Genomic DNA, 24,055 nt, shown 5'->3' with positions numbered 1-24,055 from the left:
AGTTACTGAAGCCTATAACAACAGATTCTCGTGGAGCCTCGCTGATGAAATCCTATGAAGTCAATTTTGACGGTCTAGTGGGGCCGACCCATAACTACGGTGGTCTGTCCTACGGCAACGTTGCGTCCCAGAGCAACAGCCAGCAGTCTTCGAATCCGAAGGAAGCGGCGCTGCAAGGCCTGGCGAAAATGAAAGCGCTGATGGAAATGGGCTTTCAGCAGGGCGTCCTCGCACCGCAGGAACGGCCGGACGTGGCAGCCTTGCGCCGTCTGGGTTTCAGCGGCACCGACGCTCAGGTGATCGAGCGCGCTGCAAAAGAAGCGATGCCGCTGCTGGTCGCCAGCTGCTCGGCGTCGAGCATGTGGGTGGCCAACGCCGCCACGGTCAGCCCGAGCGCCGACACCGCTGACGGTCGCGTGCACTTCACCGCCGCCAACCTGAACTGCAAATACCACCGCAGCATCGAACACCCGACCACCAGTCGCGTGCTGGGCGCGATGTTCGCCAACCAGCAACACTTCGCTCACCATGCCGCATTGCCGGCGGTGGCGCAGTTCGGCGACGAAGGCGCAGCCAACCACACGCGTTTCTGCCGTGAGTACGGCGAGGCCGGTGTCGAGTTCTTCGTGTTCGGTCGCAGTGCGTTCGACACCCGCTACCCTGCACCGCAGAAATACCCGGCGCGCCAGACCCTCGAAGCGTCGCAAGCGGTTGCCCGTCTGCACGGCCTGCGTGACGACGGCGTGGTCTACGCGCAGCAGAACCCGGCGGTGATCGATCAGGGCGTGTTCCACAACGACGTGATCGCGGTGGGCAACGGCGAGGTGCTGTTCTATCACGAGGACGCGTTCCTCGACACCGATCAGATGCTGGCTGAACTGCAAGCCAAACTGGCCAAGGTCGGCGGCAACTTCCAGTCGGTCTGCGTGCCGCGTTCGGCGGTCACTGTGGACGACGCGGTACGTTCCTACCTGTTCAACAGCCAGTTGCTGTCGCGTCCAGACGGTTCGATGCTGCTGATCGTGCCGGAAGAGTGCCGTGGCAACGAGCGCGTGTGGAATTACCTGCAAGGCCTGACCAGCTCCGGCGGCCTGATTCGCGAAGTGAAAGTCTTCGATCTCAAGCAAAGCATGCAGAACGGCGGTGGCCCGGCGTGCCTGCGACTGCGCGTCGCGCTCAACGAAACCGAGCTGGCGGCCGTCAACCCAGGGGTTATCATGACCGCCCCGTTGTACGGTTCGTTGACCGCATGGGTTGAAAAGCACTATCGCGACCGCCTGACCGAAAGTGATCTGGCGGATCCGCAATTGCTGCTTGAATGCCGGACGGCACTGGATGAACTGACGCAAATCCTTAAACTGGGCGCGGTTTATCCATTCCAGATCAATTGATGACCGGTGCGCCGCTTCGTCGCGGTGCACGGTTCCATCTCCCCAAGAGAGCGTAAAACATGAGCGATTCCCTGCAGCTGATCCTTGAAGACACTGACGGCACGCAACTGCAAACTTCCTGCACCCGCGTCGCGGTCATGTGGCAAGGCAAAGAGCTGTGGATCCAGCAGGACGGCCGCGGCCAACTGTTGATCGGCGTGGACGTCGAAGAGGGCGACGAAGAGTACGCCAACCTGCTGTTGCGCCCATTGGCGACTAATCTGGTAAGTCTGCAACTGGAGATGGAACCGGCTGATCTCGGCGACGATGACGGCCATGTGCACGGCCCGGATTGCAATCACGACCACTAAGGAAACCGCTCTATGCTCGCCCTCGGCAAACTGCTTGAACTGACCCTCGCCGGCCGCGAACCGGCGGAGAAGACTCAACTGACTGTCGAAGGCGTGCGCATGCGCTGGTTGAGCGAGGGTGCGCTGGAAGTCCGGCCACCCGAAGCACGCGACAATGGCCTGGACCTGCTGCTGTCGGCAGGCATCCACGGCAATGAAACGGCACCGATCGAATTGCTCGACCGGTTGCTGCATGACATCGCCCGCGGCGATCTGAAGCCGCGCGCACGTATTCTGTTCCTGTTCGGTAACCCGGAAGCGATTCGCAAGGGCGAGCGTTTCATCGAGCAGGACGTCAATCGGCTGTTCAACGGCCGTCACGAACAAAGCAGCGGTTCCGAAGCCCTGCGCGCCTGCGAGCTGGAACGTCTGGCGGCGAGTTTCTTCAGCCTTCCTGATCGTCAGCGCCTGCACTACGACCTGCACACCGCGATTCGCGGTTCGAAGATCGAGCAGTTCGCCCTGTATCCGTGGAAGGAAGGTCGCCAGCATTCCCGTCTTGAGCTGGCCCGTCTGCGCGCCGCCGGCATGGAAGCGGTGCTGTTGCAGAACAAACCGTCGATCGTCTTCAGTTCCTACACCTACGACAAGCTCGGGGCCGAGTCCTTCACGCTGGAACTGGGCAAGGCGCGGCCGTTCGGCCAGAACGCCGGGGTCAATGTGTCGCTGCTGGAGACCCGTCTGAAGCAGATCATCGAAGGCACGGAACCTGAGATGGCCGAGCAAGGCCTGGACGGTCTGCAACTGTTCAGCGTGGCACGGGAAATCATCAAGCACAGCGATGCGTTCCGCCTGAATCTGCCGGCGGACATCGAAAACTTTTCGGAACTGGACATGGGCTATGTGCTGGCCGAAGACCTGGCCAATACCCGCTGGATCATCGAAGAGCAGGGCGCGCGGATCATCTTCCCCAACCCCAAGGTCAAGAACGGCCTGCGGGCGGGCATACTGATCGTGCCGACCACTGACGAAAATCTTGCCTGATAGCACCGTATCACCAATGTGGGAGCGAGCTTGCTCGCGAATGCGATCTGATATTCAACACTGATGTTGACTGTCAGTCCGCTTTCGCGAGCAAGCTCGCTCCCACAGTTTTTATGATGCTTAGACCGCGACAGCACGCGGCTCGGTACGGCGCAACGCACGCACTTTCTGCAACGTGTCGGCGCATGTCTTCGCCGCTTCCTGACCCTTGTGCACGAAATGCTCGAAGAAGAACTTCTGGTGTTCTTCGCCGGCATGGAAGTGGTGCGGGGTCAGCGACACCGAGAACACCGGCACTTCGGTTTCCAGCTGAACCTGCATCAGGCCGCTGACCACCGACTGGGCAACGAACTCGTGACGGTAAATTCCGCCGTCCACCACCAGGGCGGCGGCAACGATACCGGCATAACGACCGGTCTTGGCCAGCAGCTTGGCGTGCAGGGGCATTTCAAAGGCGCCGCCGACTTCGAAGAAGTCGATGTCCGATTCTTGATAGCCCTGAGCGATCATTTCGGCGAGGAAACCTTTACGGCTCTGGTCGACGATTTCCTTGTGCCAGCAGGCCTGGATGAACGCGACGCGCTCGCCGTGAGGGTGTTTGCTTTTGCTGTCGATAGCGGTGGGTTGCATGTTCTGACTCCTGTTTGTGTGAAAAACAGGGCGTTATGAATCGAAAGGGATTCAAGGGTACGCACGCTCGCGCGAACACGGCGGGCGGCCCTTTGGCGTCAATCCCGTTCTCTCTTCATCCGGACTGTGACCGTCGGCCCCGGAATCACACCGGGTCTGCTGACCTTGCCGCCGCTCACGGCATTTGCCGTGTACGTCACCAAGCGCTCGCGGGCTATGCGCATTGCGCGCAATTACCGCCGGTGGGGAATTGCACCCCGCCCTGAGAACGTTTCGCCGCCCTTTATCGGGCGGCGCAGCGTTTTTAACACAGATTTCCGGGCAGTGCATTGCGCCTTTGTGATGTTGCCATCGAGTTTTTCGAAGCGCGCAAACGACTTTTCCTTGCTCAAGGGTTGATTAATCCGCGCCATGCCCGCAGTAATTCGTCTTCGTAAAGGGATTTCCCCTGCTGACCAGAGGCCAGGTTCATGAGCGTTATCGATCTTCGCAGCGACACCGTCACCCAACCGACTCCCGCCATGCTCGATGCGATGACTCGCGCCGATACCGGCGACGACGTGTATGGCGAAGATCCGACGGTCAATCGTCTGGAGACCGAACTGGCAAAACGGCTGGGTTTTGCTGCGGCGCTGTTCGTCCCGACCGGCACCATGAGCAACCTGCTGGGGTTGATGGCGCACTGCGAGCGCGGCGACGAATACATCGTCGGTCAACAGGCACACACCTATAAATACGAAGGCGGCGGCGCAGCGGTGCTCGGCTCGATTCAGCCGCAGCCGCTGGAAGTGCAGGCCGATGGCTCGCTGGACCTGGATCAGGTGGCAGCGGCGATCAAGCCTGACGACTTCCACTTTGCCCGCACCCGTCTGCTGGCGCTGGAAAACACCATGCAGGGAAAAGTGCTGCCGCTGGACTATCTGGCCCGGGCCCGCCAGTTCACTCGAGACAACGGCCTGCAACTGCATCTGGACGGCGCGCGGCTGTACAACGCAGCGGTCAAGCTCGGGGTCGATGCCCGGGAAATCACCCAATATTTTGATTCGGTCTCGGTGTGCCTGTCCAAAGGTCTTGGTGCGCCGGTCGGTTCGGTGCTGTGCGGTTCGTCGGCGTTGATTGCAAAGGCCCGGCGCCTGCGCAAAATGGTCGGTGGCGGTATGCGTCAGGCCGGATTGCTGGCGGCGGCGGGGCTGTATGCGCTGGATCACAACGTCGAGCGTCTGGCGGATGACCATGCCAACGCGCAGTTGCTGGCCGAAGGTCTGTGCGAGGCCGGTTTCAGCGTCGAGCCGGTGCAGACCAACATGGTTTACGTGCAGATGGGCGATCGTGCCGAGGCGATCAAGGCATTCGCTGCCGAGCGCGGGATCAAATTGAGCGCTGCGGCCCGGCTGCGGATGGTCACTCACATGGACGTCAACCGCGCGCAAATCGAGCAAGTGGTCGCGACATTCGTCGAGTTTTCGCGCAAGTGACAGCGTTAGCCACCCAATTGACCGTTTCTATCGTATAAACACGCTGTACCCCGCGCGCAGGGCCGATATAATGCGGCCCTTTGCCGTCGTTTCGTCTGTTGACGTTTCGTACAGGCCTTTGGCCGCAGCCTCCGTGGAAGAACCTAATGAAAAGCGCAGAAATCCGTGAAGCCTTCCTTCGCTTCTTCGAAGAGCAAGGCCACACCCGTGTAGCCTCCAGCTCTTTGATTCCGGGCAACGACCCAACCCTGCTGTTCACCAACGCGGGGATGAACCAGTTCAAGGACTGCTTCCTGGGCCAGGAAAAGCGCGCGTACACCCGCGCCGTCTCCAGCCAGAAATGCGTGCGCGCCGGCGGCAAGCACAACGACCTGGAAAACGTCGGTTACACCGCCCGTCACCACACCTTCTTCGAAATGCTGGGTAACTTCAGCTTCGGCGACTACTTCAAGCGTGATGCCATCACCTACGCCTGGAACTTCCTGACCTCCGAAAAGTGGCTGAACCTGCCGAAGGAAAAGCTGTGGGTCACCGTCTACGCCAGCGATGACGAGGCCTACGACATCTGGACCAAGGAAGTCGGTGTGCCGGCCGAGCGCATGGTGCGTATCGGCGACAACAAGGGCGCGCCTTACGCCTCCGACAACTTCTGGACCATGGGCGATACCGGCCCGTGCGGTCCTTGCACCGAGATTTTCTACGATCACGGCGCCGACATCTGGGGCGGCCCACCGGGCTCGCCGGAAGAAGACGGCGACCGTTACATCGAAATCTGGAACAACGTGTTCATGCAGTTCAACCGCACCGCCGATGGCGTGTTGCACCCGCTGCCAGCCCCGTCGGTGGACACCGGCATGGGCCTTGAGCGGATCAGTGCCGTGCTGCAGCACGTTCACTCGAACTATGAAATCGACCTGTTCCAGAGCCTGCTGGCCGCTTCGGCCAAGGCCATCGGTTGCAGCAACGACAATCAGGCGTCTCTGAAAGTCGTGGCTGACCACATCCGTTCCTGCGGCTTCCTGATTGCCGACGGCGTGCTGCCGTCCAACGAAGGTCGCGGCTACGTGCTGCGCCGGATCATTCGTCGCGCTTGCCGTCACGGCAACAAGCTGGGCGCCAAGGGCAGCTTCTTCTACCAGATCGTTGCCGCACTCGTGGCCGAGATGGGCGATGCCTTCCCTGAGCTGAAATCCCAACAGGCGCACATCGAGCGCGTACTGAAAGCCGAAGAAGAGCAATTCGCCAAGACCCTGGAGCAGGGCCTGAAGATTCTCGAGCAGGATCTGGCCGAGCTCAAAGGTGACGTAGTTCCGGGCGACGTGGTGTTCAAACTCTACGACACCTACGGTTTCCCGATGGACCTGACCGCGGACATCGCCCGCGAGCGCAGCCTGACCATCGACGAAGCCGGTTTCGAGCGTGAAATGGAAGCCCAGCGCGTCCGTGCACGTTCCGCCAGCTCGTTCGGTCTGGACTACAACAGCCTGGTCAAGGTTGACGTCGACACCGAGTTCACCGGATATCACGCCACCAGTGGTTCGGCGAAAGTCGTTGCTCTCTATAAAGATGGCCAGTCCGTGGACGTCTTGAGTGAAGGGCAGGAAGGCGTTGTGGTGCTGAACCAGACCCCGTTCTACGCCGAATCCGGTGGCCAGGTTGGCGATTGCGGTTACCTGCAGGCCGGCAACAGCCGTTTCGACGTGCGCGACACCACCAAGACCGGCGGCGCGTTCCTGCACCACGGCGTACTGGCGTCGGGCAGCCTGATCGTTGGTGCACCGGTGGAAACCCACGTCGAAGCCGACGTGCGTCACGCCACCTCGCTGAACCACTCGGCCACTCACTTGCTGCACGCTGCACTGCGCAAAGTGCTGGGCGATCACGTTCAACAGAAAGGCTCGCTGGTCGACAGTCAGCGCCTGCGCTTCGACTTCAGCCACTTCGAAGCGATCAAGCCTGAGCAGATCAAGGCGCTGGAAGACATCGTCAACGCCGAGATCCGCAAGAACTCCGCCGTTGAAACCGAAGAAACCGACATCGAAACCGCCAAGCAGAAAGGCGCGATGGCGCTGTTCGGCGAGAAGTACGGCGACAACGTGCGCGTGCTGAGCATGGGCGGTGATTTCTCCGTCGAGCTGTGCGGCGGTATCCACGCCAACCGTACCGGCGACATCGGCCTGCTGAAAATCATCAGTGAAGGCGGTGTGGCATCGGGCGTGCGTCGTATCGAAGCGGTCACCGGCGCTGCGGCGCTGGCTTACTTGAACGCTGCTGAAGAACAACTCAAGGAAGCGGCCAGCCTGGTCAAGGGCAGCCGCGACAACCTGATCGACAAGCTGTCGGCTGTGCTGGAGCGCAACCGTGCGCTTGAAAAGCAGCTCGAGCAGTTGCAGGCCAAGGCCGCTGCTGCAGCAGGCGACGATCTGTCGGCTTCGGCCGTGGACGTCAAGGGCGTGAAAGTGCTGGCCGTGCGTCTGGATGGTCAGGACGGCAAGGCGCTGCTGGCGCTGGTCGATCAGCTGAAAAACAAACTCGGCCGCGCAGTGATCCTGCTCGGCAGTGTCCATGAGGAAAAGGTCGTACTGGTTGCAGGCGTAACCAAGGACCTGACTGGCCAACTCAAAGCCGGTGATTTGATGAAACAGGCTGCTGCGGCAGTGGGCGGGAAGGGCGGTGGTCGTCCGGACATGGCGCAGGGCGGCGGTGTCGACGCCGGTGCACTGGATGGCGCACTGGCGCTGACCGTTCCATTCGTCGAGCAGGGTTTATAAGACGGCCCGTCGGGCCCGCAGTCTAGTGGCGGGCCCGGCGGCTGTTTGAGTGATTATTGGGCGCCCTTCATGGGCAGAGGCGGCTTTGAAATGGCTTTGATCGTACAGAAATTTGGAGGCACCTCGGTCGGCACTGTCGAGAGAATCGAGCAGGTCGCCGACAAGGTTAAGAAATTCCGCGATGCCGGCGATGACCTGGTGGTTGTGCTGTCTGCAATGAGCGGCGAAACCAACCGTCTGATCGATCTGGCCAAGCAAATCAGTGGCGAAGATCAACCGGTTCCGCGTGAACTGGACGTGATCGTTTCCACCGGTGAGCAGGTGACGATCGCCCTGTTGGCCATGGCGCTGATCAAGCGCGGTGTGCCGGCGGTGTCGTACACCGGCAACCAGGTGCGAATCCTGACGGACAGCGCGCACAATAAAGCGCGTATCTTGCAGATTGATGACCAGAAGATTCGCGGTGACCTGAAAGCAGGTCGCGTGGTGGTGGTCGCCGGTTTCCAGGGCGTCGACGAGCACGGCAACATCACGACCCTGGGGCGTGGCGGTTCCGACACCACCGGTGTGGCGCTGGCCGCTGCGCTGAAGGCTGACGAGTGCCAGATCTACACCGACGTCGATGGTGTCTACACCACTGACCCGCGCGTGGTCTCGGTTGCTCAGCGTCTGGACAAGATCACCTTCGAAGAGATGCTGGAAATGGCCAGCCTCGGTTCCAAGGTGCTGCAGATCCGCGCGGTGGAGTTCGCCGGCAAGTACAACGTTCCGCTGCGCGTACTGCACAGCTTCAAGGAGGGTCCGGGCACCCTCATTACTATTGATGAAGAGGAAACCATGGAACAGCCGATCATTTCCGGCATCGCTTTCAACCGCGATGAAGCCAAGCTGACCATCCGTGGCGTGCCAGACACCCCGGGCGTGGCGTTCAAGATTCTCGGCCCGATCAGTGCCGCGAACATCGAAGTCGACATGATCGTGCAGAACGTCGCGCACGATAACACCACCGACTTCACCTTCACGGTGCACCGCAACGACTACCAGTCCGCGCAGACCGTGCTGGAAAACACCGCTCGCGAGATCGGTGCCCGTGAAGTGGTGGGCGACACCAAAATTGCCAAGGTCTCGATCGTCGGCGTCGGCATGCGTTCCCACGCAGGTGTGGCCAGCCGCATGTTCGAATCCCTGGCCAAAGAAAGCATCAACATCCAGATGATCTCGACCTCGGAAATCAAGGTTTCCGTGGTGATCGAAGAGAAGTACCTGGAACTGGCTGTGCGCGCCCTGCACACAGCTTTCGAACTCGACGCTCCGGCCCGTCAGGGCGAGTAAGGCGTTGTCTTGAGGGCGCGGTCTGACCGCGCCCTTTATTTTTGATGGTGCGAAGCGTTTTGCTCGCGCTGGTCAATACTCAGGCATACAGGGCTACGATCGCTCCGGTTGTAGGTCGGGTGCCTTTTTTTTGCAGACTATTGTCCCTGAAATGATTCGCGTGAGGAGAAAGGTATGCTGATTCTGACTCGTCGGTGCGCAGAAAGCCTGATTATCGGTGATGGCGAAATCACCGTGACCGTGCTCGGCGTTAAAGGAAATCAAGTGCGTATCGGCGTCAACGCCCCGAAAGAGGTGGCCGTGCACCGTGAGGAAATTTACCTGCGTATAAAGAAAGAGAAGGACGAAGAACCAAGCCATTAATTTTTATCGATTTTTATGTTTGCAAACGGGGAAGAAGCTGGTTAATATACGCCCCGTGTTGCGGAGAGCTGGCCGAGTGGCCGAAGGCGCTCCCCTGCTAAGGGAGTACACCTCACAAGGGTGTCGGGGGTTCGAATCCCCCGTTCTCCGCCATTATTTGCTTAGTACGTTGTAATCTGGCTTTTTCTGTAAGTTGTTGAAATTTATAGAAAAAGTGGTTGGAATAGAGATTAGACGGGCTATAATGCGGCGCAACAAATGCACTCGTAGCTCAGCTGGATAGAGTACTCGGCTACGAACCGAGCGGTCACAGGTTCGAATCCTGTCGAGTGCACCATTTAAGAGTCATTTATAGCAATGTAAGTGACTCGGCTTCAGCCAGTTGTGATCTGGTTTAAAAACACAAATGCACTCGTAGCTCAGCTGGATAGAGTACTCGGCTACGAACCGAGCGGTCACAGGTTCGAATCCTGTCGAGTGCACCATTTAAGAGTTATTTATAGCAATGTAAGTAGCTCGGGTTCAGCCAGTTGTGGTCTGGTCTAAAAACACAAATTGCACTCGTAGCTCAGCTGGATAGAGTACTCGGCTACGAACCGAGCGGTCACAGGTTCGAATCCTGTCGAGTGCACCATATACCGAAAAGCCCGCGTTTAACGCGGGCTTTTTGCTGTCCGGGATTTGGCTTTTTCCGTCACGCATCCTTTCTCATCAAAATCGATTTGAGCACTGCGGCCTCGCTTGAGGTCGTAACGATAACTCGTTGCCGAATTACGGATGTTCACCTTGTCGGGTTTGCCCAGCGCGCTTTCAACATCCTGTTGGCTCATGCCGGCGATGATTCGTTGATTGATGATCGCCTCGCGTTTCTGTCGCGCGTCGATCAAATCTCCACATTTGTCCTGGGTGCGCCCGACGACGGCCATTTCTCGCTTTCTGATATTCATACCGGATATTTCTTCGTGCCGGGCTTCGGGTATCAGGGTGACTGTCGAGCCGGGCGAGTAGGGGTGAACTTCCTGCAATGAAAGGTGCTCATCGTTCGCGCAGCTCAATGTCGTGAACGTGACGCTACCATCAGAAGCTTCGCAGCGATGAAGTGTTGTTGCGCTCCCGACGGTGGGCAGGCAGAGCAGGGTGGTCAGCATTAATCGGGATGTTTTTGTTGGCATTTGGCGTCCTCCTTGACGATCCTCCTCAAGCGTAGCCGGCAGTTTTTTCACTGCCGGTGTGTTTTCTTTTCAGGATGAGTCGTCGCAATCAGAAGAGTCAGGACAGCGCTCAGCTTTGTCTCGCAAGCGCTTGTTTCAGCCACTATTTTTTAACGTTTAAAAACGGCAAGCGGTGTATCATTGCGCCCGTCAGCCCCGCCGGGGCTTATGGAAAAATTCCATGGACTTACCCAGTAGTTACTCAATAGCCCGTTTCACCAATCATGAATTGACTGATTGATCCTTCCGGCGTGCCCCGCTGCTGGGAGTGGAGTTCGCCTATGTCCGAAATCGAAGTAAAGAAAACACAGGAAAGCCTGCAGGATCGCTTGGCTCAGGTCGTCGAGCTGCTGCAGCGCCAGCGGGTCGTCGAAGACCTGACTCATCGCCAGGAAGGCCCGCATCATGACCGGGTCGAGAACCTGGTCCACCGGCAAAACCTCGTCGAGCTGCAACGCAAGCTCGATGATCTGCACTCCGCCGACGTCGCCTACATTCTTGAAGCCCTGCCGCTGGACGATCGTCTGACGCTCTGGCAGCTGGTCAAGGCCGATCGCGACGGCGACATTCTTCTCGAAGTATCCGATTCCGTCCGCGAGACGCTGATCGCCGACATGGACGATCACGAGCTCCTGGCTGCGGCCAAGGACATGGATGCCGACGAACTTGCTGACCTGGCCTCCGAGCTGCCGCGAGACGTCGTCCATGAACTGATGGAGACTCTGGATCAGCAGCAACGCGAACGTGTGCGTTCGGCGCTCTCCTACGACGAAGAGCAGGTCGGTGCGCTGATGGACTTCGAGATGGTGACCATCCGTGAGGATGTCAGTCTCGAAGTGGTTCTGCGTTACCTGCGCCGCCTCAAAGAGCTGCCGGGCCATACCGACAAACTGTTCGTGGTCGACTACGACGGCGTGCTCAAGGGCGTGCTGCCGATCAAACGTTTGCTGGTCAATGATCCGGAGAAACAGGTTTCCGAAGTCATGGCGAGTGACCCGGTGAGTTTTCACCCGGACGAAGACGCCTATGACGCCGCTCAGGCGTTCGAACGTTACGACTTGATCTCGGCCCCGGTGGTCGACAAGAACGGCAAGCTGATCGGCCGTCTGACCATCGATGAAATGGTCGACCTGATTCGTGAGGAAAGCGAAAGCGAAGTCCTCAACATGGCGGGTCTGCGTGAAGAGGAAGATATCTTCGCCTCGGTCTGGAAGTCCCTGCGCAACCGTTGGGCGTGGCTGGCGATCAACCTGATCACGGCGTTCGTCGCATCGCGGGTGATCGGCCTGTTCGAAGGTTCGATTGAGAAGCTGGTGGCTCTGGCGGCGCTGATGCCGATTGTGGCGGGCATCGGCGGCAACTCCGGCAACCAGACGATCACCATGATCGTTCGCGCCATGGCGCTCGACCAGGTCAGCACCGGCAACACCTCGCGCCTGATGCGCAAAGAGCTGGCCGTGGCGTTGATTAATGGCCTGGTGTGGGGTGGAGTGATCGGTGTGGTCGCCTACATGCTGTATGGCAGTTGGTCGTTGGGCGTGGTGATGACGGCAGCCATGACGTTGAACCTGCTGCTGGCAGCGTTGATGGGGGTGTTGATCCCGATGACCCTGGCCAAGATGGGCCGCGATCCGGCGATGGGTGCCAGCGTGATGATCACGGCCATGACCGACAGTGGTGGCTTCTTCATCTTCCTGGGGCTGGCGACGATCTTCCTGCTCTGACCGACTGCAATGAAACGGCCCGCCAATTGGCGGGCTTTTTTTCGCCCATGAAAAACCCGAATTGCGGGCAAAAAAAAGCCAGCATTGATGCTGGCTTGAGATGTTCGGTTTGACTCAGGATGCGTCTGCGGCCATTTCGGCGTCGTGGGCGATCAGAGAAACCAGCGCGTTCTGCTGGCGATGGGAGAGTTGGCGGAAGCGTTGCAGCAACTCGCGTTCGTGCAACGACAGCTCCGGGCTGTCCAGGCGCATGCTCAGCTCTTCGCCCAGTGCACCTTCCTGAATAAGACTCTGCTCAAGGCGCGCAATGATCTCGGAGTTCATGCTGCGATGATGATTGCGAGCCACCTCGGCAATGCGTTCACGCATTCCGTCTGGCAGACGTACGACGAACTTGTCAGCCGTACGGCTGGAATAAATTGCCTGTTTCAATGGGCGCATATATTTAACCGGTTAGTTCAGGGGAGCGGTTCTCGGGATTGGCCGCAGGATGTGTGGTAGGACAAGCATCCGCGCCAAATGGTTCAACCTGAATTGTTAAGAGGCGCGCATCATGCCTCAAAATTGCCAGATCATTGGCGTCAATTCTGTGACAAATATTGATCCGGGTAAAGGCGTAATGCCAGCACCAATTATCAGAAATGCGGACTGGTTTGAAAAGAAAGCATCGGCCCGTATCGCTGACCGCGTCCTGAAGCACATCGACTGATGCCCGAAGGCGTCAGAACGTGCATGCTATGCGGGTTGAATCGTTGTTCCTTACCTTGTACAGGATAGTGGCAAATGGCCGATTTACTAGGGCAAATGCCCGCCGGAGGGCGTTTTCAGGATGGATGGCAGGCTGATTTACCTCATGGGACCTTCCGGCTCCGGCAAGGACAGTCTGATCGAGGCTGCGCGTGAACCCTTGCGGGCATTGAACTGTGAAATCATCAGGCGAGTGATCACCCGTTCGGCCGAATCAGTGGGCGAGGATGCGATCGGCGTGACGCCGCAGGAGTTCGAGCAGCGTCAGCGCGCTGGCGAGTTTTCGCTGGCATGGGAGGCCAATGGTCTCGCTTACGGGATTCCGGTGGAAATGGATCAATGGTTGAAAACCGGCAAACACGTCCTGGTGAACGGTTCTCGGGCGAACCTTCGGCAAGCGCTGGAACGCTACCCGACGCTGGTGCCGGTACTGCTGACGGTCAGGGATGATGTCTTGCGTGAGCGCCTGCTCCGGCGTGGTCGGGAGACGCTTGAGCAGATCGATGCGAGGCTGGCCCGTAACACGCTGTTCAAGGACAGGCGTTCAGCAGACAGCCCTGTGCACCTGATCGACAACTCGGGCGACCTGGCCGTTGCCGTCAATCATCTGCTGGAGCTCGTCAGGTTCAGCGCAATACCGGATCAAACTTGATCTTGCGCCCGGCCACCAGCGCCAATACGAACAGTGCCGAAAAGACGCCGCATCCGATCAGGGGCAGGGATATTTCGGTTTCCTCGAATAGCGAAAAATGACTGAGGCCACTCAATAAGGCGAGGATCAGAAATCCTGCAGCTGACTTGGACATGCTGTACTCCTGAAGATATTTCAAAACACCAGACGTTCAGTCGAACGCGCCGGCAACGCCTGTTCAGACTCGCTGACGGCTTGTGGTGCGAAGCTCTGATCGCTCAACACCGCCCATTGCGGCGCCTTCTGCACTTGCAGGTAATGCGGCATGCGCGCGGCCACTTTCTCGTTGTCCTCGGGGACAAAGTGAAAGCCCACCAGGACAGCCAGTGCGATTGCGTTTGCGAACACGAGGGCGCTGTTCATCAGACGAGTCTCCGATTGTTCTTGTATAAGAACCGGTAAAGCAGCCGTCGTGCCAATAGTCTAACCGCTGTTAAGTCCTTTAAAAACAAGCATTTAACAGGGTTTTTCGGAAGGGTCGCATTGCATTCTGCAATGATGGCTTTTTGCGAGGATGCAAATTGCACGGTAAAACGTCCGGCACCCTTGCGAGGCGCCTGCCTACACTTAAAAAGCCCTGCGGACGACATGACAAATCAGGGCCCGGCCGTTAACATGCACGCCGTCTGTCGCACCGACAGTTCTGTGTCTCAGTAGCTCAATTGGATAGAGCATCCCCCTCCTAAGGGGAAGGTTGGCAGTTCGAACCTGCCCTGGGACACCATCTATTGAAAAGCCCCGCGCAGAGCGATCCAGGACGCTAAAGGCTAGATCCCGTCATCCGGCTCGACTTTTCCAATTGAAGTGCTTACTCCGGTCAGATGTCGACGCCCATTAACTTCGTAAGTGCGCCCATCTTCGTCTGAATCCGGTTTACGCAGTGCCAGCTGTGCTGAAAGCCCTCCGTTTTCGCTGTAATTGCCAAACCAGTCAACCAGCGCCCCGATGTAGCAATTGCTTCCGATGAACACGGGTAAATCGGCCACCATTTCGATGGTGTAATGCGTCGGACCATAACTGTAGTAATCGTTTTCCCCGGCTCCTTCTGGAGGAATGGGGCAGAGCGGACTCTTCTGAGCGGTGGCGTTCGCGGAATCGTCTTCGTTCAATTTTGCCAATGCCTGGTTGAGCGTCTGGCGCAGAGTCGGTTCGAGCTCGTAGGTAGTTGCACCATCCTCTTTGTGCTGGGTGAGGGGCACATCAAGGTCATACCGGTAACTCACCGTTAGGGTGGGAACGTCGCTGTTGATTTTCAGGGGGTTGAGCAAGTAGACCTGATCAATACCGTAGGATCCGTTGCGATAGGCCGAATACACTTTGCCGTTGACCTTGATCCATTCGTTGGATTGGTTTGCACCTCGATCGTTGGTGTAAAAAAGATAGCTCTCGGCGCTCTTTTCGGGGCCGAGCGCAACGGCTCTTCGAATGAACCGGTCTTGAGCGCGGCGGTAAGTTTCCGTGTAGGTGAACAACCCCGTGCCGCCGGCATAAGTCGACACAATCAGATCGCGCTGCTCATCGCCATCCAGTTCAATCAGGGTGTATGAGGTCTGCCCGAAATCAACCGCTCCGGTGATATCCGATGCGGTTAGCGCTTTCCACTCGTCCTTCGTGACATTTTTGGGCCGCGTCTTCGGAAAGAGGGTTTGGTCATCTTCACCGGTCTCGCCAGAGAATGAGGTCTCAGTGGTTTTGGTCCGCAGAGATTCAAGAGTTCGTTCCAGTGCAAACTCGGGATGGTTCTTGCTCATCTCCTGAATTTGTTGCTGCAGATCGGCCATTGCCTGTCTATCAGTCTCGTCTGGCTGGTAAGCCAGTACAGCAATCCACTGCGCGTTCAGAATCTTCAAACGCTCCTGATAACGCTGACTCAGGCAACTGACCTCCTCGCCACACCGATCACGCTCCTTCAGCCACTGACGCTGAGCCTTTTTCACTTCGGCCTGCGCCGGTGCAGCCTTCATCAATTTCCGGTAAGCCGCCCCCATCTGCGCATCCAGCTCATACAACGGTTTGTCCGCGCAAATCGCGTTCTCCACAACGCTCGCAGCCTTTGTGCAGTCCATTCCGCTCGCCAGTGCCTGCTGAAAAAACAGCAGCGCACAGGCCGACACGATGTAGCGTCCCTTGATGTACACGATGAATCCTTTGTATTTGGAAGGTTAGAGCAGGCGCGCAGGGTAATAGCAACGCAACGAATCTTGAACCCCCGCTTCAAGAGAACCGCTGATCCGGCCGATAACCCGTTCGGTGACTTCAGAGTCGCGCGAAATCGCTTGATAGCATTTGGCCGGCAGCTATCATCTGCGCGCCTGAATTTTGCCCTCGGCCCATCTACTTCAATTGCCTGGAAATCCTCGATGCTGTCGTATCACCAAAAGAGTTTTCTGATCGTCGATGATTTCTCGGATTTCCGCAGTTCCGTGCGTTCGATGTTGCGCGAGCTGGGCGTCAAGGATGTGGACACCGCCGACACCGGTGAGCAGGCGCTGAAAATGTGTGCGCAGAAGTCCTACGATTTCATCCTCCAGGACTTCCACCTCGGTGACGGCAAGAAGAACGGTCAGCAGGTGCTGGAAGACCTGATGATGGAGAAGCTGATCAGTCACGAAGCGGTGTTCGTGATGGTCACCGCCGAGACCAGTCAGGCGATGGTGCTCAGTGCCCTGGAACACGAGCCGGACGCGTACCTGACCAAGCCGTTCAACCGTATCGGCCTGGCTCAGCGCCTGGAGCGTCTGGAGCAGCGCAAGACCCTGCTCAAGCCGATCTTGCAGGCTCTCGACCGTGGCAAACCGGTCGAAGTGCTCAACGCCTGCATTGCTCTGTGCAAGCAGGACATCCGTTATTCGCCGCTGTGCCTGCGTTATCGCGCCGATGCATTGCGCGACATGAATCAGAACGAAGCGCTCGAGCGCCTCTACGACAGCATCATCGCCGACCGGCCGTTGCCGTGGGCGTTTGCCGGTTTGGGCAAGTTGCTGTTCAAGCGTGGTCAGGTCAGTCAGGCCAAGGGCGTTTACGAGAAAGCCCTGAAAACCTTCCCGATGATGCCGGCGCTGTATGACGGCATGGCTGACGTGCTGGTCGCCGAAGGCGATACCAAAGGCGCGCAACAGGTGCTGGAGGAGGCGATTCGCCTGTCGCCGCTGGCCGTGCGTAGACAGGCGCTGCTGGGCAAACTGGCGATGGCCAACGAAGATTTCGACACCGCCTCCCGGGCTTATCGCCAGGCGGTGAATCAGGGCGCGCAATCGCGGTTCAAGGATCCGGAAAGCAATCTGGGCCTGGCGCACGCGCTGATCAGCAAGGGCAGCGAGCGCGGGCTCGATACCCGTACGCGTCTGGAGATCAACACCACACTGAGTGCGGTGGCGAAAGAAAATCCGACCGATCCGGGCCTGCAGATTCGGGCGCGCCTGATGAAGGCCACGAGCCTGTTGCTCAACGATGCCGAGACCGCCGAAAAACTCACCGAACAAGCACTGATGCGCCTCGACGGCATGGAGCAGTTCATGAGCCCCGAGGCGGCGTTGCTGGTCGCCAAGCAATTGCAGATGCTCGGTCAGGCCGAGGCGGGCACCTCGATGCTCAAGAGCTGTGCGGAAATCTACGGCGATGACCCGACGGTGATGAAAGACATCGCCAAGCTCACCGACGACCCGACTATTCTCAGCTCCAGCAACGCTGCCGCCGACCTCAACCGTCAGGGCGTGCGCGTGTACAAGACCGGCAACCTGGTGGAGGCCCGCGAGGTGTTCCGCAAGGCGCTGAAGATGCAACCGAAGAACATCAGTATCGCGCTGAACATGGCCCAGTCGTTGCTGCACGGCACTGACACCAATGTGCCGTCGGCGGAGCTGGAAGAATGTCGGGCCTGCCTGAAACTGGTGGGCATGATGCCCGATACCGACGCGCGTTATCCGCGTTATCAGAAGCTGAAAAGCAAGGCGTTTGGCGAATGAACCAAGACGAGCAGGCACTGGATTTTTCCACGGTGATCGCCTCCACCGTGCACGACATGAAGAACTCTCTGGCGATGCTGATGCAGGCCCACAGCCAATGGCTGGCGCGTCTGCCCGACGCACAGCGTCAAGGGGCGGAGCAGGGCGTGATCGACTTCGAGTTCGCCCATCTCAACGGCATGCTGGTGCAGCTGCTCGGGCTGTACAAGCTTGGGGTGAATCAGATGCCGTTGCAGCCGGCCTATCATGAGCTGGACGATTTCATCGAGGCGCAACTGGCGGCACATCAGGAAGTGTTCGCCAGTCGTGGAATCATCGCCACTTACGAAGTCGACCCGCTGAGCCCGCTGGGTTTCTTTGATCGCGAACTGATAGCCTCGGTGCTGGGCAACTGCATCAACAATGCGATCCGCTACGCCCGTGAATCGCTGCTGATCACCGTCAGCGACGAAGCCGGGCAATTGGTGCTGAGCATCAATGACGACGGCGACGGTTACCCGGCCGAAATGCTCGAGCGCCAGTCCGATTATGTGCAGGGCATCAACCACAGCAGTGGCAGCACCGGCCTCGGTCTGTACTTCGCCGGACGCATTGCGGCACTGCATCAGCGCAACGGTGTTGGCGGCCGGACCGAGATCCGTAATGGCGGCCCGTTGGGCGGCGGTGTGTTCAGTATTTACCTGCCCTGAATCACGGATTCATCGACCGGAATTCTTTTTGTTGGCTGCTGCTTGATATTCCGAACAGCCGAAGCCTATTTTGTCCGGGTCGCCGTTCGCGGCTCGCACAATAACAAGGATTGCGTCATGACAACCGATGGCCAGCGTTCACTCGCGCAGCGATTGACGGGCATTGATGAGATTGAATGTGTCACGCCGGATTTGAACGGCGTGCCACGTGGCAAGGTAATGACCGCCGAGGGTTTCCTCGAAGGGCGGCGTTTGCAGTTGGCCCGGGGGGTGCTGCTGCAATGCATCATGGGCGGTTATCCCGCCGCGAAGTTCTATGGCAGCGATGACGGCGATCTGGCGCTGGTGGCCGATCCTGCGCAGATCCATCCGTTGCCATGGAGTGAAGAGCCACGGGCCTTTGCAATCTGTGATGCCGACGAGCTGACCGGCGAAAGCTCCAACCTGTCGACCCGTGGTCAGCTCAAGAAAGTCATTGCCCGCTACGCAGCCCTCGGTCTGGCGCCGGTGGTGGCGACCGAACTCGAATTCTTTGTGTTCGCTCCGAACACCGACCCGACCCAGCCGTTCCAGCCGCCCGTCGGTCTCGACGGTCGTCGCGAGGACGGTCATTCAGCGTTCAGCGTCAGCTCCAACAACGGTCTGCGGCCGTTCTTCAGTGAAGTCTATAAATGCATGGCGGCCCTCGGTCTGCCGCGCGATACCTTCATGCATGAAATGGGCGTCAGCCAGTTCGAGATCAACCTGCTGCACGGCGATCCGCTGCTGCTGGCCGACCAGACCTTCCTGTTCAAGCACCTGCTCAAGGAAGTTGCGCTCAAGCACGGCCTGACCGTGGTGTGCATGGCCAAACCGCTGGCGCATACGCCGGGCAGTTCGATGCACATTCACCAGAGCATCGTCGAAATCGGCAGCGGCAAGAATGTGTTCAGCGACGCGGACGGCCAGCCGACCGCGATGTTCCGCCACTTCATCGGCGGGCAGCAGGCGGGCATGGCTGACTTCACTGCGCTGTTTGCGCCGAACGTCAATTCGTACCAGCGCCTGTGCCATCCGTTTGCTTCGCCGAACAACGCTTGCTGGTCCCACGACAACCGCGCTGCCGGGCTGCGTATTCCGGCCAGTTCACCGGTTGCGCGTAGGGTCGAGAACCGTTTGCCGGGCGCCGATGCAAACCCTTATCTGGCGATTGCCGCGAGTCTGGCGGCCGGTCTGCATGGCATTGAGCATGAGCTTGAGCCCAGCGAAGCGATTCAGGGCGAGTTCGAAGTGCCGGACAATCTTTCGCTGCCGTGCACGTTGCACGCGGCGATTGAGCGTTTGAAGCGCAGCCAGCTTGCAAAGGAACTGTTCGGCACGGAGTTCATCGAAGGCTACATCGCTTCGAAGACCATGGAGTTGACCAGTTTCTTTGATGAAATCACTCCCTGGGAACGCCGTGTTCTAGCCGCCCAGGCCTGACGAAATGTTGCCGTCGGGCTATCGTTTGATAGCCCGATACTTACCGCAAGGAGCCGCTCGGAACGCCGATGCGCCAAATCTGGAAATCCTTTCGAGCGCTGTATTTCGCCTCGCTGATGATGTTGATCGGCTCGGGCCTTCTTTCTACTTATCTGGCTTTGCGTCTGGCTGCCGACCATGTCGACGGGTTGTGGGTCGGTGCGTTGATGGCAGCCAACTATTTCGGTCTGGTGCTGGGCGGCAAGATCGGTCACCGCCTGATTGCCCGGGTCGGGCATATCCGCGCTTACTCGGCGTGTGCCGGGATCGTCGGCGCGGCGGTGCTCGGTCATGGTCTGGTGGACTGGCTGCCGGCCTGGCTGGTGCTGCGGACCATCGTCGGCCTCGGCATGATGTGCCAGTACATGGTCATCGAGAGCTGGCTGAACGAGCAGGCCGACGCCAAGCAGCGCGGTCTGGTGTTCAGCGGCTACATGATCGCGTCGTATCTGGGGCTGGTGCTCGGTCAGCTGATTCTGGTCATGCACCCGGGCCTGGGCCTGGAACTGCTGATGTTGGTCGCGCTGTGCTTTGCCCTGTGTCTGGTGCCGGTGGCACTGACCCGGCGGATTCACCCGGCGCCGCTGCATCCGGCGCCGATGGAGCCGCGCTTCTTTATCAAGCGCGTGCCGCAGTCGTTGAGCACGGTGCTCGGGGCAGGGCTGATCATCGGTTCGTTCTACGGTCTGGCGCCGCTGTATGCTTCACAGCAAGGGCTGTCCACCGAGCAGGTCGGTCTGTTCATGGGTAGCTGCATTTTTGCAGGACTGCTGGTGCAGTGGCCGTTGGGTTGGTTGTCCGACCGCTATGACCGGGCGTTGTTGATCCGCAGCTTTGCGCTGGTGCTGGCGGTGGCCGCATTGCCGTTGGCGATACTGCCGCAGGTGCCGCTGGAAGTGCTCTTCATCGTTGGCTTCCTGTGCTCGCTGGTGCAGTTCTGTCTGTACCCGTTGGCGGTGGCGTTCTCCAATGACCATGTCGAAGGCGAGCGCCGGGTGTCGCTGACGGCGATGTTGCTGGTGACCTACGGCGTGGGTGCCAGTGTCGGGCCGCTGGCGGCCGGGGTGCTGATGAAGCTGTTCGGGCCACAGAGCCTGTATGCGTTCTTCACCTTTTTCGCGCTGGTACTGGTGTGGCGGATCCGGCCGAAAGCCGTGACCAATCTGCATCAGGTCGACGATGCGCCGCTACATCACGTGGCGATGCCGGACAGCATGTCCAGTTCGCCGCTGGTGGCAGCGCTTGACCCACGGGTCGACGAGCAGGTGGTGCAGGAGCAGATGCAGAATACGGTCGCTCCAGAACCTGAACCTGAACCTGAACCGGAGCCTAAGCCCGAGCCAGAACCTGTCACGCCAACCGACTCGACAGTCGAGGGCGAAGGGCCGGACATCAGCCCCGCCAGGCCTTGATCCGGGCATAAAAAAACGGGCAGTCACCGCAATGACTGCCCGTTTTTCATGCCTTCCGATCAGAAGTCGTCTTTATCAAACCGACGCGCTTCGCGTTGTAGCTGATAAACGAAACGCTCCACGTTGCGGGCCGCCGGGCCGCTGATGTTGTGAAAGCGCAGGCCGGCGAAGGTGATGTTGAGTTTTTCTTCGAAGTGCAGGTAGCGCAGCTCGACCGAGGCCGGTTGGTTGCCGAACAGCGGTGCGGCGATCAGGCGATCGTAGACCTGGCCCAGTTGCAGGCGGTCGGTGATGTCGCCTTCGAAACGCAGTTTGCAGCCAGTGGCGGAGATATCCAGCAGCTTGCCGTCGATCGGTGACTTGAGCTTTTCGCCACCGAGCACGACGCTGACCAGATCGGTCAGCTTCAGGGCTGCGCGGAAGGCGTTGCGGCGCTGGTGATAAACCACTTCGGAGGGCAGGTCGCCGGTGTAGAAGCGGTCGCCACTGGATTCTTCGATGTTCAGCTTGCCGTCGCATTCCCAGGCAATGCGCACGCCGTCATGAAAACCTTCGACCTTGAACGGTTCGCCGGCGAGCAGGAAGCGTTCGCCATCGCGCGGGATCATTTCGTCCAGGGCAATCGTGGCGGTTTCCCGATCAACCTTGATCAGGTAACTCTGGAAGCGCTGGCTGCGCTCGTGGAAGGTGATGATCAGCGGATCGTGGCTCTCTTGCAGCTGGCGCAGGTTGCTGGAGATTTCCAGAGGTGTGGTGAGCACCTTTGGGGGCTGCGGAGCATCATCCGCGCTGAGGACGTTGGACACGTTAAATCAATCTCCAGACAAAATTTGACTACGGCTGGCCAGTATTTTGCCAGCATGTTTCGCACGTTGATAGGGCGCAAGCATAGAAGAAAGCATCACGCCTGGCTGAGCGCGCGTGGTTTCTGCAGTTTGGAGAAGGTGCCACTGGCATCGTAGAGCGCGGGAGGCTCGCCGCCGGTGAGGATTTTCAGCTGATTGGCCGTGGCGGCCTGCTGCATGATGATCGACTGGCCGTTCTTGGCGTTGGCTGCCTGGCACTGGGCAATCAGGTCGGTCAGGACATCGCTCTGGCTCAGCAACTGGTCGCCGATGCTCGACTGGCTGGCCAGTTGTTCCAGGCCTGCGCGGTCGAGCGACAGATTGAGACTGGCGAGGATTTCGCTGCGCTTGCGGCCATGCTGTTCGAGCAGAATGATCAATGCCTGCTTGCGCGCCAGAATTTCTTCCAGCAGAGGCATGTCGCGACCGTGCAAGGCGAGGGACTCGGTTTGCAGTAACTCCAGCAATTGTTGCGCTGGAGCAAAGTCGTCGGTGATCAGTTGCAATAAATTAGTGTCGTGCATGGCTGGCCTTGGGTTTTAAGCGTCCAAAAGCCTGGCGCTGACCGAGGCCTAGCGCTGGGCTTCGAAATTAAGCAGTTTGCTGGCTACACGGTTGCTGTCGACCTTGTAGCTGCCATCGGCAATCGCTGCTTTCAACTCGGCCACGCGGGCCTTGTCGACGGCAGGCTGATCGCGCAGCTTGTCAGTGACCTTCTGCAACTGTTGAGCCTCATTGCTGAGGTGTACCGATTCCCCGCTTTTTGCGGTACTGGCCTGTTCGGCCGGGGTATTCAGCGGCGCGGAGGTGCCGGTTTCGGCGGTTTCCTTGGCGTTGCTGGTACGTGTACTGCCCGTAAGTGACGAGGAGCTGTTCAAACGGCTGAAATCGATGACCATGTTAAAAACCTCTGGGAATTTGGACGCTTGCCATGTTTTCGGCTATCCCCTGGAAAACTTTAGGCTCATTTGCCAATGAGCTTGCATGCGCCGTAGCAAACCCTGCTGCGGCACAGTTTAGGGAACAGCTCTGGTCAGCGCCAGTTTTCTGCCCGGGTGATTACGGTCTCCTCGTCTATCCGCCACGCCGCGCACTCACAGGCTCTCACATCGCCACTTCCACCTGGCCCGGCGCGATGACCTGCGCCTTGATGACCCGTTGGGAGTTGAGGTTTTTCACGCGAATCTGTTCTCTCAAGCCACCATTGGACAGGGCTTCGCCTGGCATGCGCACGGCGAGGGTGCCGCTGCGGGCCGTGATCACGACTTGATCACCTTTGCGAACCACTTCCGCCTGTTCCATGTGCACCAGGGTCAGTACCTGATCAGCGACCGTTGGTCGGGTTAATTTTTGCCCGATGGCTTCGTTTACCGACGTCAGGAAGCCCTGATTGATCTGACTCACATCATGCTCGCGCAAGGTCACATCCTGAGGCTCGATTATTCCGGCGCGCTTGAGGGGGCGAGTGGTGGTCACCACCTCGCGAAACAGGCGGACTTGAGCGGGCACGAACACTGTCCAGGGGGCAGCGCCTTCACAGCGGACCTTGACGGTCACGCGACCCAAAGGACGCCCCGGGCTTTCCAGCGAGGCTGTCAATTCCTTGTCGCACATGGGCATGCGCATGCGTGGATCGAGCTGCTTGACCTCGATTTCATAACGGCCTTCCGTTTGACTGGTAGCCAGATAGTCTTCTACGGTGAATTCAAGAAAGCCCTGAGTGACGCCGATAAGCATGTCAGGCAAGGTAACCGCATCAGCAACGGCAGGGCTGCCAGCGAAGCAGAGCCAAATGGCGGACACTGCACAGAGCCCTCTGCGGAGAGGGGATGTCAGGCGTCGGAAAAATGTCGTTTGAGCGTTCATACGAGTTAAAAAGCAAGCGCCGTGCCGTTTAGTAATGAATGTGCGTCGCAACAACACTTGGCGTTGGTGT

Annotated in this window: 24 protein-coding genes, 5 tRNA genes and 1 riboswitch; of the genes, 19 read left to right on the top strand and 10 right to left on the bottom strand. The window is 58.8% G+C overall.

Translation table 11 applies throughout. The annotated features are described in order from the left end of the window. Positions 1-44 precede the first annotated feature (44 nt). Genes astB through astE form a run of 3 tightly spaced genes read left to right on the top strand, consistent with a single transcriptional unit; the run spans position 45 to position 2,764 of the window. Positions 45-1,391: an N-succinylarginine dihydrolase gene (astB, locus tag CAF63_RS04900; RefSeq protein WP_085607454.1), complete on the top strand. Its 1,347-nt coding sequence runs from the start codon at positions 45-47 to the stop codon at positions 1,389-1,391. A gap of 59 nt (positions 1,392-1,450) precedes the next feature. Further along, complete coding sequence (locus CAF63_RS04895) at positions 1,451-1,741, top strand: hypothetical protein (RefSeq protein ID WP_011335531.1); 291 nt, start codon at positions 1,451-1,453, stop codon at positions 1,739-1,741. A gap of 12 nt (positions 1,742-1,753) precedes the next feature. Then, positions 1,754-2,764, top strand: a complete 1,011-nt coding sequence (astE, locus tag CAF63_RS04890; RefSeq protein WP_085683604.1) for a succinylglutamate desuccinylase — start codon at positions 1,754-1,756, stop codon at positions 2,762-2,764. Between the two features lie 120 nt (positions 2,765-2,884). Here the strand turns inward: astE and CAF63_RS04885 are convergent, their stop codons facing one another. Further along, complete coding sequence (locus CAF63_RS04885) at positions 2,885-3,394, bottom strand: 6,7-dimethyl-8-ribityllumazine synthase (RefSeq protein WP_039772077.1); 510 nt, start codon at positions 3,392-3,394, stop codon at positions 2,885-2,887. 102 nt (positions 3,395-3,496) lie between these two features. Beyond that, positions 3,497-3,668: riboswitch (FMN riboswitch) on the bottom strand. Positions 3,669-3,864: 196 nt separating this feature from the next. On the opposite strand from CAF63_RS04885, the gene ltaE reads away from it, so the two are divergent. From ltaE to CAF63_RS04845, 8 genes are all read left to right on the top strand, one after another. Beyond that, a complete protein-coding gene (gene ltaE / locus CAF63_RS04880; RefSeq protein ID WP_085683603.1) occupies positions 3,865-4,869 on the top strand; it encodes a low-specificity L-threonine aldolase in 1,005 nt (334 codons plus the stop codon). A 146-nt stretch (positions 4,870-5,015) separates the two neighbouring features. Further along, positions 5,016-7,640, top strand: coding sequence for an alanine--tRNA ligase (gene alaS, locus CAF63_RS04875; RefSeq protein ID WP_085683602.1), 2,625 nt, complete (start codon positions 5,016-5,018; stop codon positions 7,638-7,640). Between the two features lie 90 nt (positions 7,641-7,730). Beyond that, positions 7,731-8,972: an aspartate kinase gene (locus tag CAF63_RS04870; protein ID WP_007951048.1), complete on the top strand. Its 1,242-nt coding sequence runs from the start codon at positions 7,731-7,733 to the stop codon at positions 8,970-8,972. 174 nt (positions 8,973-9,146) lie between these two features. Further along, on the top strand, positions 9,147-9,335 hold the full coding sequence (gene csrA / locus CAF63_RS04865) for a carbon storage regulator CsrA (RefSeq protein WP_002554426.1): 189 nt from the start codon (positions 9,147-9,149) through the stop codon (positions 9,333-9,335). Positions 9,336-9,397: 62 nt separating this feature from the next. Continuing rightward, positions 9,398-9,488: transfer RNA gene (locus tag CAF63_RS04860), tRNA-Ser, on the top strand. A gap of 107 nt (positions 9,489-9,595) precedes the next feature. Then, positions 9,596-9,672, top strand: a tRNA-Arg gene (locus tag CAF63_RS04855). A gap of 71 nt (positions 9,673-9,743) precedes the next feature. Beyond that, positions 9,744-9,820, top strand: a tRNA-Arg gene (locus CAF63_RS04850). A 72-nt stretch (positions 9,821-9,892) separates the two neighbouring features. Beyond that, positions 9,893-9,969 (top strand) — tRNA-Arg (locus CAF63_RS04845). A gap of 19 nt (positions 9,970-9,988) precedes the next feature. On the opposite strand, the gene CAF63_RS04840 is transcribed toward CAF63_RS04845, so the two are convergent. Further along, positions 9,989-10,507, bottom strand: coding sequence for a cell envelope protein SmpA (locus tag CAF63_RS04840; protein ID WP_085683601.1), 519 nt, complete (start codon positions 10,505-10,507; stop codon positions 9,989-9,991). 320 nt (positions 10,508-10,827) lie between these two features. Between CAF63_RS04840 and mgtE the strand changes: the two genes are divergently transcribed. Then, on the top strand, positions 10,828-12,270 hold the full coding sequence (gene mgtE / locus CAF63_RS04835; RefSeq protein ID WP_011335525.1) for a magnesium transporter: 1,443 nt from the start codon (positions 10,828-10,830) through the stop codon (positions 12,268-12,270). Between the two features lie 114 nt (positions 12,271-12,384). Here mgtE and CAF63_RS04830 read toward each other — a convergent pair whose 3' ends face one another. Then, on the bottom strand, positions 12,385-12,711 hold the full coding sequence (locus tag CAF63_RS04830; protein ID WP_003178899.1) for an Arc family DNA-binding protein: 327 nt from the start codon (positions 12,709-12,711) through the stop codon (positions 12,385-12,387). Positions 12,712-12,823: 112 nt separating this feature from the next. On the opposite strand from CAF63_RS04830, the gene CAF63_RS28790 reads away from it, so the two are divergent. Further along, complete coding sequence (locus tag CAF63_RS28790) at positions 12,824-12,979, top strand: hypothetical protein (RefSeq protein ID WP_178081861.1); 156 nt, start codon at positions 12,824-12,826, stop codon at positions 12,977-12,979. A gap of 120 nt (positions 12,980-13,099) precedes the next feature. Further along, positions 13,100-13,669 (top strand): phosphonate metabolism protein/1,5-bisphosphokinase (PRPP-forming) PhnN, encoded by a 570-nt coding sequence (phnN, locus tag CAF63_RS04825; RefSeq protein WP_085683600.1) that lies wholly within the window; start codon positions 13,100-13,102, stop codon positions 13,667-13,669. Here the strand turns inward: phnN and CAF63_RS04820 are convergent. Both CAF63_RS04820 and CAF63_RS04815 read right to left on the bottom strand, forming a co-directional pair. Next, the gene (locus CAF63_RS04820; protein ID WP_085683599.1) at positions 13,644-13,823 is read right to left on the bottom strand and encodes a PA3371 family protein; all 180 of its coding nucleotides are present in this window, start codon (positions 13,821-13,823) and stop codon (positions 13,644-13,646) included. The genes phnN and CAF63_RS04820 overlap by 26 nt on opposite strands. A gap of 20 nt (positions 13,824-13,843) precedes the next feature. Further along, entirely contained in the window at positions 13,844-14,071 is a 228-nt protein-coding gene (locus tag CAF63_RS04815) for a hypothetical protein (protein ID WP_085683598.1), read from the bottom strand. 284 nt (positions 14,072-14,355) lie between these two features. On the opposite strand from CAF63_RS04815, the gene CAF63_RS04805 reads away from it, so the two are divergent. Beyond that, positions 14,356-14,432 (top strand) — tRNA-Arg (locus tag CAF63_RS04805). Positions 14,433-14,475: 43 nt separating this feature from the next. Here the strand turns inward: CAF63_RS04805 and CAF63_RS04800 are convergent. Then, positions 14,476-15,846, bottom strand: coding sequence for a lysozyme inhibitor LprI family protein (locus CAF63_RS04800; protein ID WP_085683597.1), 1,371 nt, complete (start codon positions 15,844-15,846; stop codon positions 14,476-14,478). Positions 15,847-16,068: 222 nt separating this feature from the next. On the opposite strand from CAF63_RS04800, the gene CAF63_RS04795 reads away from it, so the two are divergent. The 4 genes from CAF63_RS04795 to CAF63_RS04780 all read left to right on the top strand — a co-directional run bounded on the left by CAF63_RS04795 (position 16,069) and on the right by CAF63_RS04780 (position 21,274). Continuing rightward, on the top strand, positions 16,069-17,673 hold the full coding sequence (locus CAF63_RS04795) for a tetratricopeptide repeat-containing response regulator (RefSeq protein WP_085683596.1): 1,605 nt from the start codon (positions 16,069-16,071) through the stop codon (positions 17,671-17,673). After that, a complete protein-coding gene (locus tag CAF63_RS04790) occupies positions 17,670-18,362 on the top strand; it encodes a sensor histidine kinase KdpD (RefSeq protein WP_085683595.1) in 693 nt (230 codons plus the stop codon). Before CAF63_RS04795 ends, CAF63_RS04790 begins: the two co-directional genes overlap by 4 nt. A 219-nt stretch (positions 18,363-18,581) precedes the next feature. Next, positions 18,582-19,823, top strand: a complete 1,242-nt coding sequence (locus CAF63_RS04785; protein ID WP_178081264.1) for a glutamine synthetase family protein — start codon at positions 18,582-18,584, stop codon at positions 19,821-19,823. Positions 19,824-19,891: 68 nt separating this feature from the next. Further along, positions 19,892-21,274: an MFS transporter gene (locus tag CAF63_RS04780; RefSeq protein WP_085683593.1), complete on the top strand. Its 1,383-nt coding sequence runs from the start codon at positions 19,892-19,894 to the stop codon at positions 21,272-21,274. A 59-nt stretch (positions 21,275-21,333) separates the two neighbouring features. Here the strand turns inward: CAF63_RS04780 and CAF63_RS04775 are convergent, their stop codons facing one another. The 4 genes from CAF63_RS04775 to flgA all read right to left on the bottom strand — a co-directional run bounded on the left by CAF63_RS04775 (position 21,334) and on the right by flgA (position 23,985). Beyond that, positions 21,334-22,080 (bottom strand): flagellar brake protein, encoded by a 747-nt coding sequence (locus CAF63_RS04775; protein WP_085683592.1) that lies wholly within the window; start codon positions 22,078-22,080, stop codon positions 21,334-21,336. A 95-nt stretch (positions 22,081-22,175) separates the two neighbouring features. After that, complete coding sequence (locus tag CAF63_RS04770; protein ID WP_085683591.1) at positions 22,176-22,643, bottom strand: flagella synthesis protein FlgN; 468 nt, start codon at positions 22,641-22,643, stop codon at positions 22,176-22,178. 48 nt (positions 22,644-22,691) lie between these two features. Next, entirely contained in the window at positions 22,692-23,018 is a 327-nt protein-coding gene (flgM, locus tag CAF63_RS04765) for a flagellar biosynthesis anti-sigma factor FlgM (RefSeq protein ID WP_007960324.1), read from the bottom strand. A 205-nt stretch (positions 23,019-23,223) separates the two neighbouring features. Then, the gene (gene flgA / locus CAF63_RS04760; RefSeq protein WP_085683590.1) at positions 23,224-23,985 is read right to left on the bottom strand and encodes a flagellar basal body P-ring formation chaperone FlgA; all 762 of its coding nucleotides are present in this window, start codon (positions 23,983-23,985) and stop codon (positions 23,224-23,226) included. Between the last annotated feature and the right edge of the window lie 70 nt (positions 23,986-24,055).

It is taken from the genome of Pseudomonas sp. B20(2017), from assembly GCF_002113125.1.
GTDB lineage: Bacteria > Pseudomonadota > Gammaproteobacteria > Pseudomonadales > Pseudomonadaceae > Aquipseudomonas.
The sequence above is the reverse complement of the archived record's forward strand: the minus strand, read 5'-3'. Positions and strand labels throughout refer to the sequence as shown.